Annotated in this window: 11 protein-coding genes and 1 pseudogene; 6 read left to right on the forward strand and 6 right to left on the reverse strand. The window is 69.9% G+C overall.

Annotation, left to right across the window (positions count from 1 at the left end):
• The first annotated feature begins 6 nt into the window (after positions 1-6).
• From KY572_RS37355 to KY572_RS37370, 4 genes and pseudogenes are all read left to right on the forward strand, one after another.
• Positions 7-1,335 carry a cytochrome C gene (locus KY572_RS37355; protein ID WP_224248492.1) on the forward strand — a complete coding sequence of 443 codons (1,329 nt, stop codon included), beginning with the start codon at positions 7-9 and terminating at the stop codon, positions 1,333-1,335.
• 12 nt (positions 1,336-1,347) lie between these two features.
• Positions 1,348-2,406 (forward strand): hypothetical protein, encoded by a 1,059-nt coding sequence (locus KY572_RS37360; RefSeq protein WP_224248493.1) that lies wholly within the window; start codon positions 1,348-1,350, stop codon positions 2,404-2,406.
• A 167-nt stretch (positions 2,407-2,573) separates the two neighbouring features.
• Positions 2,574-2,911: pseudogene (locus KY572_RS37365) on the forward strand (thiamine pyrophosphate-dependent enzyme); the annotation flags it as partial.
• Between the two features lie 106 nt (positions 2,912-3,017).
• On the forward strand, positions 3,018-3,611 hold the full coding sequence (locus KY572_RS37370) for a hypothetical protein (RefSeq protein WP_224248494.1): 594 nt from the start codon (positions 3,018-3,020) through the stop codon (positions 3,609-3,611).
• A gap of 64 nt (positions 3,612-3,675) precedes the next feature.
• Here KY572_RS37370 and KY572_RS37375 read toward each other — a convergent pair whose 3' ends face one another.
• The gene (locus tag KY572_RS37375; protein ID WP_224248495.1) at positions 3,676-5,103 is read right to left on the reverse strand and encodes a M20 family metallopeptidase; all 1,428 of its coding nucleotides are present in this window, start codon (positions 5,101-5,103) and stop codon (positions 3,676-3,678) included.
• A gap of 248 nt (positions 5,104-5,351) precedes the next feature.
• On the opposite strand from KY572_RS37375, the gene KY572_RS37380 reads away from it, so the two are divergent.
• Complete coding sequence (locus KY572_RS37380) at positions 5,352-6,680, forward strand: PKD domain-containing protein (RefSeq protein WP_224248496.1); 1,329 nt, start codon at positions 5,352-5,354, stop codon at positions 6,678-6,680.
• 8 nt (positions 6,681-6,688) lie between these two features.
• On the opposite strand, the gene KY572_RS37385 is transcribed toward KY572_RS37380, so the two are convergent.
• The 5 genes from KY572_RS37385 to KY572_RS37405 all read right to left on the reverse strand — a co-directional run bounded on the left by KY572_RS37385 (position 6,689) and on the right by KY572_RS37405 (position 11,242).
• Positions 6,689-6,841: a hypothetical protein gene (locus KY572_RS37385; RefSeq protein WP_224248497.1), complete on the reverse strand. Its 153-nt coding sequence runs from the start codon at positions 6,839-6,841 to the stop codon at positions 6,689-6,691.
• Between the two features lie 9 nt (positions 6,842-6,850).
• A complete protein-coding gene (locus KY572_RS37390) occupies positions 6,851-7,066 on the reverse strand; it encodes a hypothetical protein (protein ID WP_224248498.1) in 216 nt (71 codons plus the stop codon).
• A 9-nt stretch (positions 7,067-7,075) separates the two neighbouring features.
• Positions 7,076-8,707 (reverse strand): long-chain fatty acid--CoA ligase, encoded by a 1,632-nt coding sequence (locus KY572_RS37395; RefSeq protein ID WP_224248499.1) that lies wholly within the window; start codon positions 8,705-8,707, stop codon positions 7,076-7,078.
• Positions 8,708-8,768: 61 nt separating this feature from the next.
• Positions 8,769-10,283 carry a hypothetical protein gene (locus tag KY572_RS37400; protein ID WP_224248500.1) on the reverse strand — a complete coding sequence of 505 codons (1,515 nt, stop codon included), beginning with the start codon at positions 10,281-10,283 and terminating at the stop codon, positions 8,769-8,771.
• Complete coding sequence (locus tag KY572_RS37405; protein WP_224248501.1) at positions 10,277-11,242, reverse strand: DUF2380 domain-containing protein; 966 nt, start codon at positions 11,240-11,242, stop codon at positions 10,277-10,279. The genes KY572_RS37400 and KY572_RS37405 overlap by 7 nt, the downstream gene beginning before the upstream one ends.
• A gap of 124 nt (positions 11,243-11,366) precedes the next feature.
• Between KY572_RS37405 and KY572_RS37410 the strand changes: the two genes are divergently transcribed.
• Positions 11,367-12,689, forward strand: a complete 1,323-nt coding sequence (locus KY572_RS37410; RefSeq protein WP_224248502.1) for an amidohydrolase — start codon at positions 11,367-11,369, stop codon at positions 12,687-12,689.
• The last annotated feature ends 31 nt before the right edge of the window (positions 12,690-12,720 follow it).

Below are 12,720 nucleotides of genomic sequence, written 5' to 3' on the forward strand. Positions count from 1 at the left end.
AGGTGGTTGCGTTCCCATGCCTCGCTGCTCCTGGCCGGCGCGCTGCTCGGCACCATGGCTTGCGATGATGATGAGGAGGAGCAGAAGCCGCCCGAGGAGAAGCCGCTCACGGCCACCGCGGAGAAGGGCCTGGCCATCATCCCCTTCCAGCTCGACACCAGCGGCATGACGAACGCGGAGAAGGAGCGCATCGGCGTCGGTAGCTACATCGTGAACGCGGCGGCCGACTGCACCACGTGCCACCTGACGCTCCAGCCCTCCGGCCAGATTGCCTACCTGAGCGGCGGCAGCGCCTTCCCGATCAGCGCCACGGGTGACGTCGTCTACGCGCGCAACCTCACGCCGGATCCGGACACCGGCATGAAGCTGACCGAGGCCGAGTTCGTCGAGTCCATGCGCACAGGCAGGGACCACAAGAGCGACAACGGCGAGGAGCAGCTCATCGTCATGCCCTGGTCCACCTACCGGTGGATGTCCACGGAGGACCTGAAGTCCATCTACGCGTACCTCAAGAAGGTGCCGGCCATCCGCAACCCGGTGCCCAACGACATCAAGGGCGCCGCGGCGGCGCTGCGGCCCGTGCCCTTCCCCAGCACCTTCACCGACGGCGAGGTCTCCCGGCCCCTGCCCGCGGAGAGCGACGAGGACCCGCTCAGCATCGAGCTCGGCCTGGCGCTCCAGCCGCTCGCGGATCCCGCGGCGCTCAGCAGCCTCAGCGCCGACGACAAGAAGCTGTACGCGCGCGGCAGCTACCTGTCGAATGCCGTCTCCGACTGTAATGGCTGCCACACCAACCCGGGGCGCGACGTGGTCACCGCGAAGATCCCCACGGAGCGGTTCCTCACGGGCGGCAACGTCTACAATGCGGCTCCCGGAGTCGACGCCCTGGTGAAGATCAAGCGCTCCATGAGCGCCAACCTGACGGGTGCCACCCACGGCATCATGAAGGACATGACCTACGAGCAGTTCAGGAAGATCATCGTCGACGGCATGTACACCCAGGGCCCGATCACCCGGCCGGTGGTCTACCCCATGGCGCAGATGTCCGAGGCGCTCCGGAAGATGAACGAGGACGACATCCGCGCCCTCTACGTCTACACCAAGAACCAGACCCCGCGCACGGGCCCGGCGGACAAGCAGACGCAGCACCCGGCTCGCTGGTGCGCCCAGGACGCCGACTGCGCCGCGACGGGCGGTGGCACGTGCAACCCCAATGGGGAGTGCGTGGGCACCCCCTGCACTCAGGACATCGAGTGCGGCGCCTGCCAGACCTGCAGCTCCAACGTGTGCGCGGCACCGGCGCCGAACTCCGCGTGCGTCGTGGGTGGTATCTAGAAGGGCTCCTGGATGAACCTCGTCGCTTCCACTGGCCGGACCTCTCCCGGGGCGAAGCTGCCTCACTCCCTGACGTGCCTGCTGACGGCCTGCCTGCTGGCGGCGTGCTCCTCGGACACTTCCGAGGATCCGCCGCTCCCGCAGCAGAACGTGGCCTGCGCGGATCTCCAGACGGGGCTCGAGGGGGGAGCGGTGCCGGCCACGCTGTCGGCGACGGGGCTCTTCCAGGACATCCGGACCCGGACTCTCGCGCCCACCGTGCGGGAGTTCGAGCCGGTGTACACGCTCTGGTCCGATGGGGCGGTGAAGACGCGCTACGTCCAGCTGCCGGACGGGTGCCCCATCGAGACCAGTGACATGGACCACTGGGTGCTCCCGGTGGGAGCGAAGCTCTGGAAGGACTTCACCGTCGACGGGAAGCTGCTGGAGACGCGGTTCATCGCTCGCTACGGGGCGGGGCCCAAGGACTTCATCCTCGCGGCCTATGCCTGGCGCGCGGATGGCTCGGACGCGGACTACGTCCAGTACGGCGTCGTCAACGCGCAGGGGACGGCGCACAGCATCCCGGCGGCGAAGAACTGCAAGACGTGCCACAGCTACCTGCCCGAGCAGGCGCTGGGCTTCAGCGCCCTGCAGCTCAACCACGACGGGCCCGGGGTGACGCTCGCGAAGCTGGCGGCGGAGGGGCGGCTGAGCACTGCGCCGGCGGTGCTGAAGGTGCCTGGGGATGCCGTCGCGTCCAAGGCGCTCGGCTACCTGCACGCCAACTGCGGCAACTGCCACAACGCCACGGGCATCGAGTTCAACAACCCGTTCTCCCTGAGGCTCTCGGTGAACGACGTGAACGTCGAGGACACCGCGGCCTGGAAGACGGGCCTGGACATGCCGGTGGAGAAGTTCGTCACGCCGGGCGTCACGAAGCGCATCGTCGCGGGCAACCCGGAGGGCAGCTGCATCGTGCATCGCATGACCATCCGCGGGACGACGGAGCAGATGCCGCCCATCGCCTCGAAGGCCATCGACGACACCGGCCTGGCGAGCATCCGAGCGTGGGTGGAGAGCCTGCGCTGAGCCGGGCCAGGCGGGCAGGGCCAGCCATCCGAGCAGGGGGGCGGTAGCCAGGCCTCGTGGACCCAGGGTGCGCCTTCCTGCGGGCAGGGCGGGTGATCAGCTTCAGCTGAAGCTCCCGCTCCGTCCGCGGAATGCCCATGAGTGTGACCGTCTCCGACGACCTGAGCCTGGTGCTCAACAACCGCGACCTGAACATGGTGACGTGGGAGCAGCGGGTGATGGCGGGAGCCCCGAAGCCGACGGCGTCGGAGGAGCTGCCGGACTTCCCCTCCGCGCGGTACGCGGAGTCGCTGGGGCTGAGGGGCCTCCGGATGGACCGGCCGGACCAGATCGCCCGGCTGTGGGATGAGGCGCTCTCCTTGGATCGGCCCGTGGTCATCGAGGCCTGCGTGGATCCCAATGTGCCCCCCTGCCGCCCCACATCAGCGTCGAGCAGGCGAAGAACTCCGCGCAGTCGCTGTCCATCAAGGGCGTGGTGGACAAGCTGACGCCCAAGAAGGACTGAGGGGGGGCAGCAGCCAGGCAGGGGAGCGGGGGCGAGGCCCCTCCTTCTACTGGCGGTGTGTCTCTTCCTTGAGTAGGAGGGAGTAAGCTTCGGAGCTGCTTCCTCCATGAGATTCCCTGCCTACGTCCTCTTGCCGATTCTGGGCGCCGTGGCGCTCGTGGCCGCCGTGCTGGGTTCCTGGCTGTGGCCCGCGCCGACCGTTCCTTCGTCGAGCATCGCGCCGCCACCGATGGTGATGCCCGTGGCCGTGGCGACACCGGAGCCCCCGCCGCCTGCCGTGCCCGCTCCGCCCAGGCCGGCACCCCGGCCCGTGGCCGTCAAGCCGCCGCCGCCGCCGGTGGAGCCGCCGCCGAGCATCCCGGTGATGCCCGCCTCGGAGCCCGTGGCGGTGGTGAACGTGCCTCCGCCGATGCAGCTGACGGACATGAGCCCGGAGGCTCGGGGTGAGCTCAAGAAGAAGTGGTCCTCCCTGAGGAATCGCGCGGCCGAGCTGGCGATGAAGGGCGTGGAGCAGCTGGAGCGCCAGCGGGAAGAGGCCCGGGCTCGGGGAGATCAGGCGGAGTTCGAGCGCCTGGACACGGCCATCCGCACGCACAAGGAGCGGGTGGAGCTGATGCGTGGAGCGAGGCCCGAGCTTCCCGCGACGGGCCCCGGCCCCGGACTTGCGCCGCCGGTCCAGGCCGGGCCGGCCGTGCAGTAGCGCTCTGGCTGGGGAGGAGCGGCCGGTTCCAGACCGCTCCTCCGCGCCAGCCCGGGGCGTGGGACTACCGCTTGAAGTGCGCCGCCACCACGCTGGCCACGCAGGCGGTGAGCTTCTTGCCCGTGGGGATGTGCAGGAACTCGTTGGGCCCGTGCGCGTTGGAGCCCGGCCCCAGCACGCCGGTGATGAGGAACTGCGCCTCCGGGAAGCGCTTGCCCAGCATCTCCATGAACGGGATGGTGCCGCCCTCGCCCATGGCCATGAAGGGCTTGCCGAAGAAGGCCTGGCTGGCCTCGGCGGTGGCCTTCTCCAGCCACGGCGCCAGCGCAGGCGCGTCCCAGCCCGCGCTGGCCTTCTCTCCCTCGAACGTCACCTTGGCGCCGTATGGCGGGTTGCTCTCCAGCGCCTCCTTGAGCGCCTTGGTGGCCGCCACCGGATCCAGCCGCGGGGGAATGCGCATGCTCAGCTTCAGCGAGGTGTACGGCCGCAGCACGTTGCCCGCGCTCCCCAGCGCCGGCAGCCCCTCCGCGCCGGTGATGGACAGCGCCGGCCGCCAGGTGCGGTTGAGGATCAGCTCCGTGCCGTCGTTCGTCACCGGCCGGGCGCCCGGCATCCACGGGAAGCGGTCGAACACCTCCTGGCCCAGCACCTTCGCCACCGCCTTGGCCTGCTCCATGCGGGCGGGGGGAGTCTGCACGTGCAGGCCCTCGACGCGCACGCGCCCGGTGGCCACGTCATCCACGCGGTCCAGCAGCTGGCGCAGGATGCGGAAAGAGGAGGGGACGATGCCGCTGGCGTCGCCCGAGTGCACGCCCTCCGAGAGGATGTCCACGCGCAGGTTGCCGGAGATGAGGCCGCGCAGGCTCGTCGTCATCCACAGCTGCTCGTAGTTGGCGCAGCCCGAGTCCAGGCACACCACCAGCGAGGGCTGGCCGATGCGCGGCGCCAGGGCCTCGATGTAGGCCGGCAAGTCGTACGAGCCGCTCTCCTCGCACGCCTCGATGAGCACCACGCAGCGGGCGTGGGACAGCTTCTGCTCCTTGAGCAGGCGGATGGCCGCCAGCGAGGCGAAGGCGGAGTAGCCGTCATCCGCGCCGCCACGGCCGAAGAGCTTGTCGCCCTCGCGCACCGGCTCCCAGGGGTTCAGGCCCTGGCGCCAGCCCGTCATCTCCGGCTGCTTGTCCAGGTGGCCGTAGAGCAGGACGGTGTCCTTCCCCTCGCCGGGGATGTCCATGTAGATGACCGGCGTGCGCGGCTCGCCCTTCTCGTTGTTCAGCCGCACCACCTCCACCTTGAGGCCGGGGATGTGGGCCGCCTGCGACTGGGCCCAGTCGGCGATGAGCTTCACCGCTTGCTCCATGTGGCCCTTCTTCGCCCAGTCCGGCTCGAACGCGGGGGACTTGTTGGGGATGCGGATGTAGCGCTCGAGCTGGGGGAGGATCTCCTTCTCCCAGATGCTCTCGGAGGATGACAGGGCAGTGGCGTTGTTCATGCGGCCTCTTCCACTACGTAACGCCGGTTGGATGCAAGACCGAGTTACGGCCCCGGGAGGCGGGGGCCTCTCCGGCTGGCCCCTCGATGACGCAGTACGAAATGGTGATCCGGAGACGTGCGCCATCGCGCGGGACAGCGTCGATGCGGTGATTCCGTTGGGGCTCAAATGGTTGAGGGCAGGAGCCCTATTCGCCTGGGGAGGTAAGGACGTGCTACAGGCGTCCTCGCTTTCGGGGAGGAGTCCTTATGCGCGAGTTCCGTGTTGGTCGACGTTGGGGCCTGCGAGCCGTGTGCGCGGCGGTGCTGCTGGGAGCTGGCGTGCTGAGCTGCGGCACGGAGGAGGAGCTGCCGCCTCCGGGGGATCAGGTGGCCCCCAGCCGCATCGACATCGTCGGAGGCATCACCGCCGGGGCCACCTTCTCCGGGCAGACGACGCTGGAGGCCGTCGCCGAGGACGAGTCCGGGCAGGTGGCCAAGGTGACGTTCTTCGTGTCCGGCGTGCCGGCGTGCACGGATGCAACGGCCAAGAGCTCGGGCTCCAGGTTCTCGTGCGACTGGGACTCTCGCAACACTCCGGAAGGTAACCATCAGCTCGTCGCCACGGCGCAGGATGCCGCGGGCAACCTCACCAGCTCCACGCCGATGCCTTTCAGCGTCGGCGTGAACGTGCCGCCCATCCTCTCCGCCGTGAGCGCGAACCCCACCGCCGTCAATGAGGGGCAGAACGTGGCCCTCTCGGTGACGGCGACGGATCAGGCGGGAGATGTGCTCACGTACACCTGGACGCAGGTGACTCCCGCCAGCCCCCTGGGCACCTTCACCAACGAAAACTCCGCGACGCCCACGTGGAAGGCGCCGCTGCTGTCCACGACGACGACGTTCACGCTGCGGGTGAAGGTCACCGACAACCGGGGCGGGACGTCTCAGCGCACGGTGGATCTGCAGGTGGCGAACGTGGCGTCCGCGAACCGGGCTCCCACGGTGGATGCCGCCATCTCCGCGCCGGGGACGGTGGTGGCCGGGAAGAACGCGGACCTGTCGATCGGGGCCACCGATCCGGATGGGGATCCGCTGACCTACTCGTGGAGGACGAGCCCCACGGCCAACGTGGGGACCTTCACCGGCACGAGCACGGCGGCCACGGGCTGGCGCTCTCCGGAGATCTCCCAGGACACCAGCTACACCCTGCAGGTCACCGTGTCCGACGGCGTGGCCTCCGTCACCCGCTCCGTCAGCGTGAGGGCCACGGTGCCCCGGTACTCCACGGACGTTCAAGCCATCTGGAACGACAAGTGCACCCGGTGCCACAGCGGCACCAGTCCCAGTGGGCGGCTGGATCTGTCGGCGTCGAGGTCCTACTCCAGCCTGATCAACGGAGCGACCAACAGCACGAGCTGCAGCACGCTCAGGCGCGTGGCGGCCACCCGGCCCGACAGCTCGCTGCTGATCCGGAAGATTACCGGGACGAGCTGTGGCGGCCGGATGCCGCAGGATGACACGCAGTACTTCGCCAACAACCCGGGCCTGGTGACGCTCATTCGCTCCTGGATCCTCGCGAACGCGCTCAACAACTGAGCGCCGCGTCAGCGCACCGTGGGGACGCGGCAGGCCGCGTGCCCCAGGATCTGGTCTCCCTCGCGGGTGGAGGTGGGTGTTGGCACCCATCCCCCCGCCAGCCGGGCATCCAGCATCTCATCCGCCGTTGGCTTGTGGTCCCACACGGAGACCCCGTTCACGCCGCCCAGTCAGGTGGTGTCGAACACCAGGAACACCTCCCGCCAGGGGAGGACCACGTCGTGCGTGAACTCGTCCTGGATGACGACGTCCGCCACGTCGCTCGGCGGCGTCTGCGCGAAGCCCCACCGGATGACGTCCTGGAGGATCGTCAGGTTCGCCAGCTCGGCCTTCAGTGCCGCCAGCCGCTCCGATGAGAGCCCCGCGCGGTCGATCAGCGTGGACATGGCTCCAGCCTACTCCTGTGGGTGCTTCAGCAGGTAGTCGCCGTACTCCTCGCGCAGCTTCGTCTTCAGGAACTTGCCCGTGGACGTGCGCGGGATCTGCTGCACGAAGAGGTACGCGTCCGGCAGCCAGTAGCTGGCGAAGTGCTTCTCCAGGTGCGCCGCCAGCTCCTCCTTCGTCGCGGACTTGCCTTGCTTGAACACCACCGCCGCCAGCGGGCGCTCGTCCCACTTCGGGTGCCGCCCCGCGAACACCGCCGCCTCGAGCACCGCCGGGTGCGCCATCAGCGCGTTCTCCAGCGCCACCGAGCTGATCCACTCTCCGCCCGACTTGATGACATCCTTGGAGCGATCGGTGATTCGCAGGTACCCGTCGGGATCGATCGTGACGACGTCTCCCGTCTTGAACCAGCCGTCCTTCGTGAAGCGGTCCTTGCCCTCGTCGCCGTAGTACGACGAGGCCACCCACGGCCCGCGCACCTCCAACTCGCCCATCGTCGAGCCGTCCCAGGGGAGCACCTGTCCCGTGTCGCTCACGTGGCGCTGCTCGACGAAGGGCAGCGGGAAGCCCTGCGAGGCGCGCACCGACAGCTTCGTCGCGTCGTCCGCGTCCGCGTGGTGCCGCTTGAGCCGCGCGAGCGTCCCCACCGGGTTGAGCTCGCTCATGCCCCACGCGTGCGTCACCACCAGGCCATGCCGCTTCCGGAAGCCGTCGATCATCGCCGGCGGCGCCGCCGATCCACCGATGGCCATGGTGCGCATCGCGCTGAGATCCCACCGCTTCGGCTCTTGATCCAGCAGCGCCAGGATGCCGATCCAGATGGTGGGCACTCCGCCCGCGACGGTCACCCGCTCCTGGGCCATCAGATCCAGCAGCGAGGTGGGATCCAGGTGCGGCCCGGGCATGACGATCTTCGCGCCCGTGGCCACCGCGTCGTAGGGCAGGCCCCAGGCCGCCGCGTGGAACATGGGCACCACGGGCAGCACCGTGTCCGCCTCGCACACGCCCAGCACGTCCGCCGTGCATGAGGCCAGCGTGTGCAGCACCGTGGAGCGGTGGCTGAAGAGGACGCCCTTGGGGTTGCCGGTGGTGCCGGAGGTGTAGCAGAGCATCGCCGCGGTGCGCTCCTCCAACTCCGGGAAGTCGAAGCTGTCCGCCTCGGGCGCCAGCAGCTGCTCGTAGTCGAGCCGGCCGCTCGGGACAGGCCCGTCATCCGGGACGACGATGACGCGCTCGATGGAGGGCACCGCGCCCGCGAACTTCTCGAACAGCGGCAGCAGCGAGCGGTCCACCACGATGACCCGGTCCTCGGCGTGACGGGCGATGTAGCCGAGGTCATTCGGGTGCAGGCGCAGGTTGAGCGTGTGGAGCACCGCGCCCATGGCCGGCACGGCGAAGTAGAGCTCCAGGTGCTGGTGGTGGTTCCAGCAGAGCGAGGCGACGCGGTCCCCCGGCTTCACCCCGAGCCGCTTCAGCGCCCCCGCGAGCCGACACGCGCGGCGATAGAAGTCCGCGTAGGTATAGCGGTGGAGCGAGCGGTCCGGTCGCCGGCTGACGATCTCGGAGCGTCCATAGAAGGTCCGCGCCCTCTCCAGGAAGTGGGTGAGGGTGAGCGGGAAATCCATCATCCGTCCGGCGAGCATGGCAGGGTCCCCCAGGTGAGCAAGGCCGCGATGGAGAGCGCCAGCGCGGTGGGGGGACATGTTACGGCTGCTGCCGCTCGTAGTGGTACGCGATCGTCCCGAAGGAGGCGCCAGAGGACCAGGTGCCGGTGATCCACAGGTCTCCGGCGGGCGTGTCGAAGCCCTCGACCTGGAGGGCCGAGAAGCCCGGCCTGACGGGCAGATGGACCACGCTCCACTGCTCGCCGTGCTTGCGCAGGACGTAGGACGTGCCGAGGGTGACCCACACGTCATTGCCATCCGGGCTGACCCAGATGTCCTGCACGGCCGGAGCCTGTCCGTGGAGCGCCGGGACGGCCAGCTCGGAGCGCCACCAGTCTCCTGGCATCCAGCGCAGCACCTCGGAGGCGGTGGCCGCGTAGAGGTGCTTCTCGTGGGGACCGGCGATGGCGACGAAGGGCTGGCTCGCGAGGCTCTGGGAGCGGGCCCAGGAGCCCCAGCGAGCGCGCTGCCGGAACACTCCGCGCTGGTGGCCATCGCTCCCCACCGCGAGCCGCGGCCCGGAGCTGTCTCCCCACAGGGCGGAGAGCCGATCCCGCGCGCCCATGCTCTCGGGCTCGTGCTGCCACATGGTCCCGGTCCACCGCAGCACGCCGTCGCCGCTGCTCGCCACCCAGGTGGCGTCAGGCCCGGTGTAGAGCGCCGGAGGTTCGATGGTGGTCCACCCGTTCGTCGCGTAGCCCACGGGCGCCCAGCTCCGTCCATCGAAGCGGAACACCGGCGAGGGGCAGTGCAGCAGCGGCTGCGCCGGGCCTCCGGCGAACGTCGCGGTGCCGAGCCAGCAAGGCCCCATGGCGGGGAGCTCGTTGATGGCCCAGACGTTGGTGGAGTCGGTGCCCTGGAGCCGGAAGGGCTGGAAGCCCGGCAGGTCCACGGTGCTCTCGGAGAAGTGGCCGTCGCTGAAGCGCACCACCTGCGCATCGGCCTGCGCCTCGGGCAGCGCGCGGGCCGCGAGGAAGATGTCGTCAGCGTTGCTGCCCCAGAGTCCCTGGAATTCGTAGGGACCGCTCAGGACATACTGGTGGCGCAGGCACAGGCCGGCGGCGCACTCGTCGACGCCGATCTCTTCCACGAGGGTTCCTGCCTCGGGCGGCCTCGCGTCTCCCGTCTGGATGTCCCCCGCGTCGGTCCGAGTGACGGGACCTCCGTCGGGCCCCGCGTCTGGACCGCCGTCGGGAGGGCCACCGTCAGGAGTGGGGCCAGCGTCGGGAGTGGGGCCAGCGTCGGGAACAGGGCCGGCGTCAGGGAAAGGACCCGCGTCGGGAACGGGCCCCGCATCGGGAGTGGGACCCGCATCGGGAATGGGACCCGCGTCGACGACAGTGCCTCCGTCTGGACCTGGAGGAGTGCCGCCATCCGTCCCGGCGTCACCGACAGGCGTGGTGCCACCATCCGTCCCGGCATCTTCGTCGTAGCAGTTCCCCTGCGTGACGCAGACGTCGTAGTAGGCCTCGTCGAAGTCGCGGCAGCTGGCGTAGGCCAGCACGAAGACCACGACGCCCAGTCCGGTGCGCTTGAGGACACTCGGAGTCACCATGGCAGCTCTCCCGCGAATCCGACGGAGACGTGGTCCTGGCCCACTGATACCTGTGGCTCCACCGAGTCCGAACCGCTGAACAGGTGCATGGCTCCCCCCGTGATCAACAGCGTCGTCCCCACGCTCAGGCCGATCCGCGCCACGGTCTGCTGGCTCTTGCCGGAGTCGCGGATCTGCGCGGCCTCTCGCGTCGAGCGCGTCGTGCCGTCGGTCAATTCCTTGTACTTCGCGTCCGAGCCCAGGAAGAAGAAGACCCCCGTCCCCAGCGCCACCCCTCCCGCGGCCACGGGGATCCACGCCCAGCGCCGTATCGAGTTCTCCTTGCGTGGCTCCCGGGTGCTCACCACGGTGGGCGCCGGAGCAAGCACAGGCCCCGGTGCCGGCGGCTCAGGGACAGGCTCGGGAGGGGGCGCCTCGACGACGGGCGCGGGAGCGGGGCCGGGCCCCGGAGGCGTCACGCGCGGGCCGGGAGCCGGTGCCTGGGGCGACGAGGTCCGCCCGAACTTCTTGTTGCCCGCCGTCACCAGCACCCTGGCCGCCCTCGACATCTCGTCGAGCAGCGCCTCGAAGCCCGCCACGCGCTTCGTATAGGTCCGCACGCGCTGGCCCGTGGTCGCGTCGAGCATGCGCAGGTTGAGCTGGAAGCGCTCCCCCGACACGCGGGCGACGTTGCCCGTCACCAGGCAGTCCACGCCCAGCGCGCTGGTCAGCTCGGTGACGCACTTGCCGCCGGTGCAGCCCATCAGCTGCCGCTGTCGGTCCAGGCCCAGCATCACGGTGAGATCCTGCGCGCTCACCACCTGGGCTCCCTGGTCCGAGAGCTCCTGCGCCAGGTGCTCGGCCAGGAACGAGGCCCGCTGCGCCTCCACGTCCACCACGGACAGGCTCGGGACGGCGAGCTTCAGTGGCTCCCCCCAGCACAGGGCGGGCAGCAGGCACAACCACCACCAGTGGCGCATGGGTCGGGCACGCTACCGCATCCCCCTGGTCGCGGAGAATAGGGGGCCGGCGAGTAGAGACTCCCCAACCTTCGGGCGTGGCTGTGGTGTAGTGGCCCGCGCCCATCCTGAATTCGGAGGAAGTGTGCTGCGACGTTCTGCCCGCTCGGTGCTCCTGCTTCTCGCGCTCGGAGGGAGCGCCCTCGCCGCGGACCCTGGCGGCCCCGCCTCGCCCGCGCTCCAGGGACTGGAGCCCCTCTATCCCGAGCTCGATGCGCTCTACCGCGATCTCCACCAGTCCCCGGAGCTCTCCACGCGCGAGGAGAACACCGCCGCGAAGATGGCCCAGCGCCTGCGAGCGCTCGGCTTCGAGGTGACGGAGAAGGTGGGTGGGCACGGCGTGGTGGGTCTGCTGCGCAACGGCAAGGGCCCCACGGTGATGGTGCGCACGGAGTTCGACGGGCTGCCGGTGGAGGAGAAGACGGGGCTGCCCTACGCCAGCAAGGTGACGGCCAGGGATCCCTCGGGGCAGACGGTGCCGGTGATGCATGCCTGCGGGCATGACGTGCACATGACGGCCTGGGTTGGCACCGCCACGCTCCTGGCCCGCTCCAAGGACCGGTGGCGGGGCACGCTGATGATGGTGGGCCAGCCGGCCGAGGAGTTCGGATCCGGTGCCCGGACCATGCTCGATGCGGGCCTGTTCAAGCGCTTCCCCAAGCCGGACTTCGCGCTGGCGGTGCACAACCTGGCCAGCGCCGCCTCCGGGACGGTGGAGCACGTGTCCGGCTTCGCCTTCGCCAGCGTGGACTCCGTGGACGTCACCCTCTACGGCAAGGGCGGGCACGGCGCCTATCCGCACACCACGGTGGATCCGGTGCTGCTCGCGGCCCGGACGGTGCTCTCGCTCCAGACGATCGTCAGCCGCGAGCGCAACCCGATGGAGCCCGCGGTGGTGACGGTGGGCTCCATCCATGGCGGCACCAAGCACAACATCATCCCCGATGAGGTGAAGCTGCAGATCACCGTGCGCAGCTACAAGCCCGAGGTCCGCAAGCAGATCCTCGACGCCATCGAGCGCATCGCGAAGGGCGAGTCCATCGCCGCGGGCTCGCCGCGTCCTCCCTCCGTGGCCGTCACCGAGGGCACCCCGGCCACCTACAACGATCCGGAGCTCCTGAAGCGGGTGCTGCCCGCGGTGGCCCGAGCGGTGGGCGCCGAGAACGTCCGCGAGGGCACGCCCACCATGGGCGGAGAGGACTTCTCCGAGTATGGCCGCGTGGGTGTGCCGTCGGTGATGTTCTGGATCGGCACGGTGGAGCCGAAGCGGCTGCAGGCGGCGCAGAAGGCGGGAGAGACGCTGCCCTCGCTCCACTCGGGCCTCTTCGCTCCGGATCGCGAGCGGACGATCCGCACCGGGGTGAGCACGCTGGTGAGCGCCTCCCTGGAGCTGCTCGGCAAGCCGTGAGCGGGGGAGGGCGGACGGGGCCCCGCCAGGC

The organism is Hyalangium gracile (assembly GCF_020103725.1).
Classification (GTDB): domain Bacteria; phylum Myxococcota; class Myxococcia; order Myxococcales; family Myxococcaceae; genus Hyalangium; species Hyalangium gracile.

Excerpts from the sequence above, each read along its gene's own strand:
- KY572_RS37360 (WP_224248493.1), top strand. The coding sequence starts at position 1,348 with ATGAACCTCGTCGCTTCCACTGGCCGGACCTCTCCCGGGGCGAAGCTG.
- KY572_RS37370 (WP_224248494.1), top strand. The coding sequence starts at position 3,018 with ATGAGATTCCCTGCCTACGTCCTCTTGCCGATTCTGGGCGCCGTGGCG.
- KY572_RS37375 (WP_224248495.1), bottom strand. The coding sequence starts at position 5,103 with ATGAACAACGCCACTGCCCTGTCATCCTCCGAGAGCATCTGGGAGAAG.
- KY572_RS37380 (WP_224248496.1), top strand. The coding sequence starts at position 5,352 with ATGCGCGAGTTCCGTGTTGGTCGACGTTGGGGCCTGCGAGCCGTGTGC.
- KY572_RS37390 (WP_224248498.1), bottom strand. The coding sequence starts at position 7,066 with ATGTCCACGCTGATCGACCGCGCGGGGCTCTCATCGGAGCGGCTGGCG.
- KY572_RS37395 (WP_224248499.1), bottom strand. The coding sequence starts at position 8,707 with ATGCTCGCCGGACGGATGATGGATTTCCCGCTCACCCTCACCCACTTC.
- KY572_RS37400 (WP_224248500.1), bottom strand. The coding sequence starts at position 10,283 with ATGGTGACTCCGAGTGTCCTCAAGCGCACCGGACTGGGCGTCGTGGTC.
- KY572_RS37405 (WP_224248501.1), bottom strand. The coding sequence starts at position 11,242 with ATGCGCCACTGGTGGTGGTTGTGCCTGCTGCCCGCCCTGTGCTGGGGG.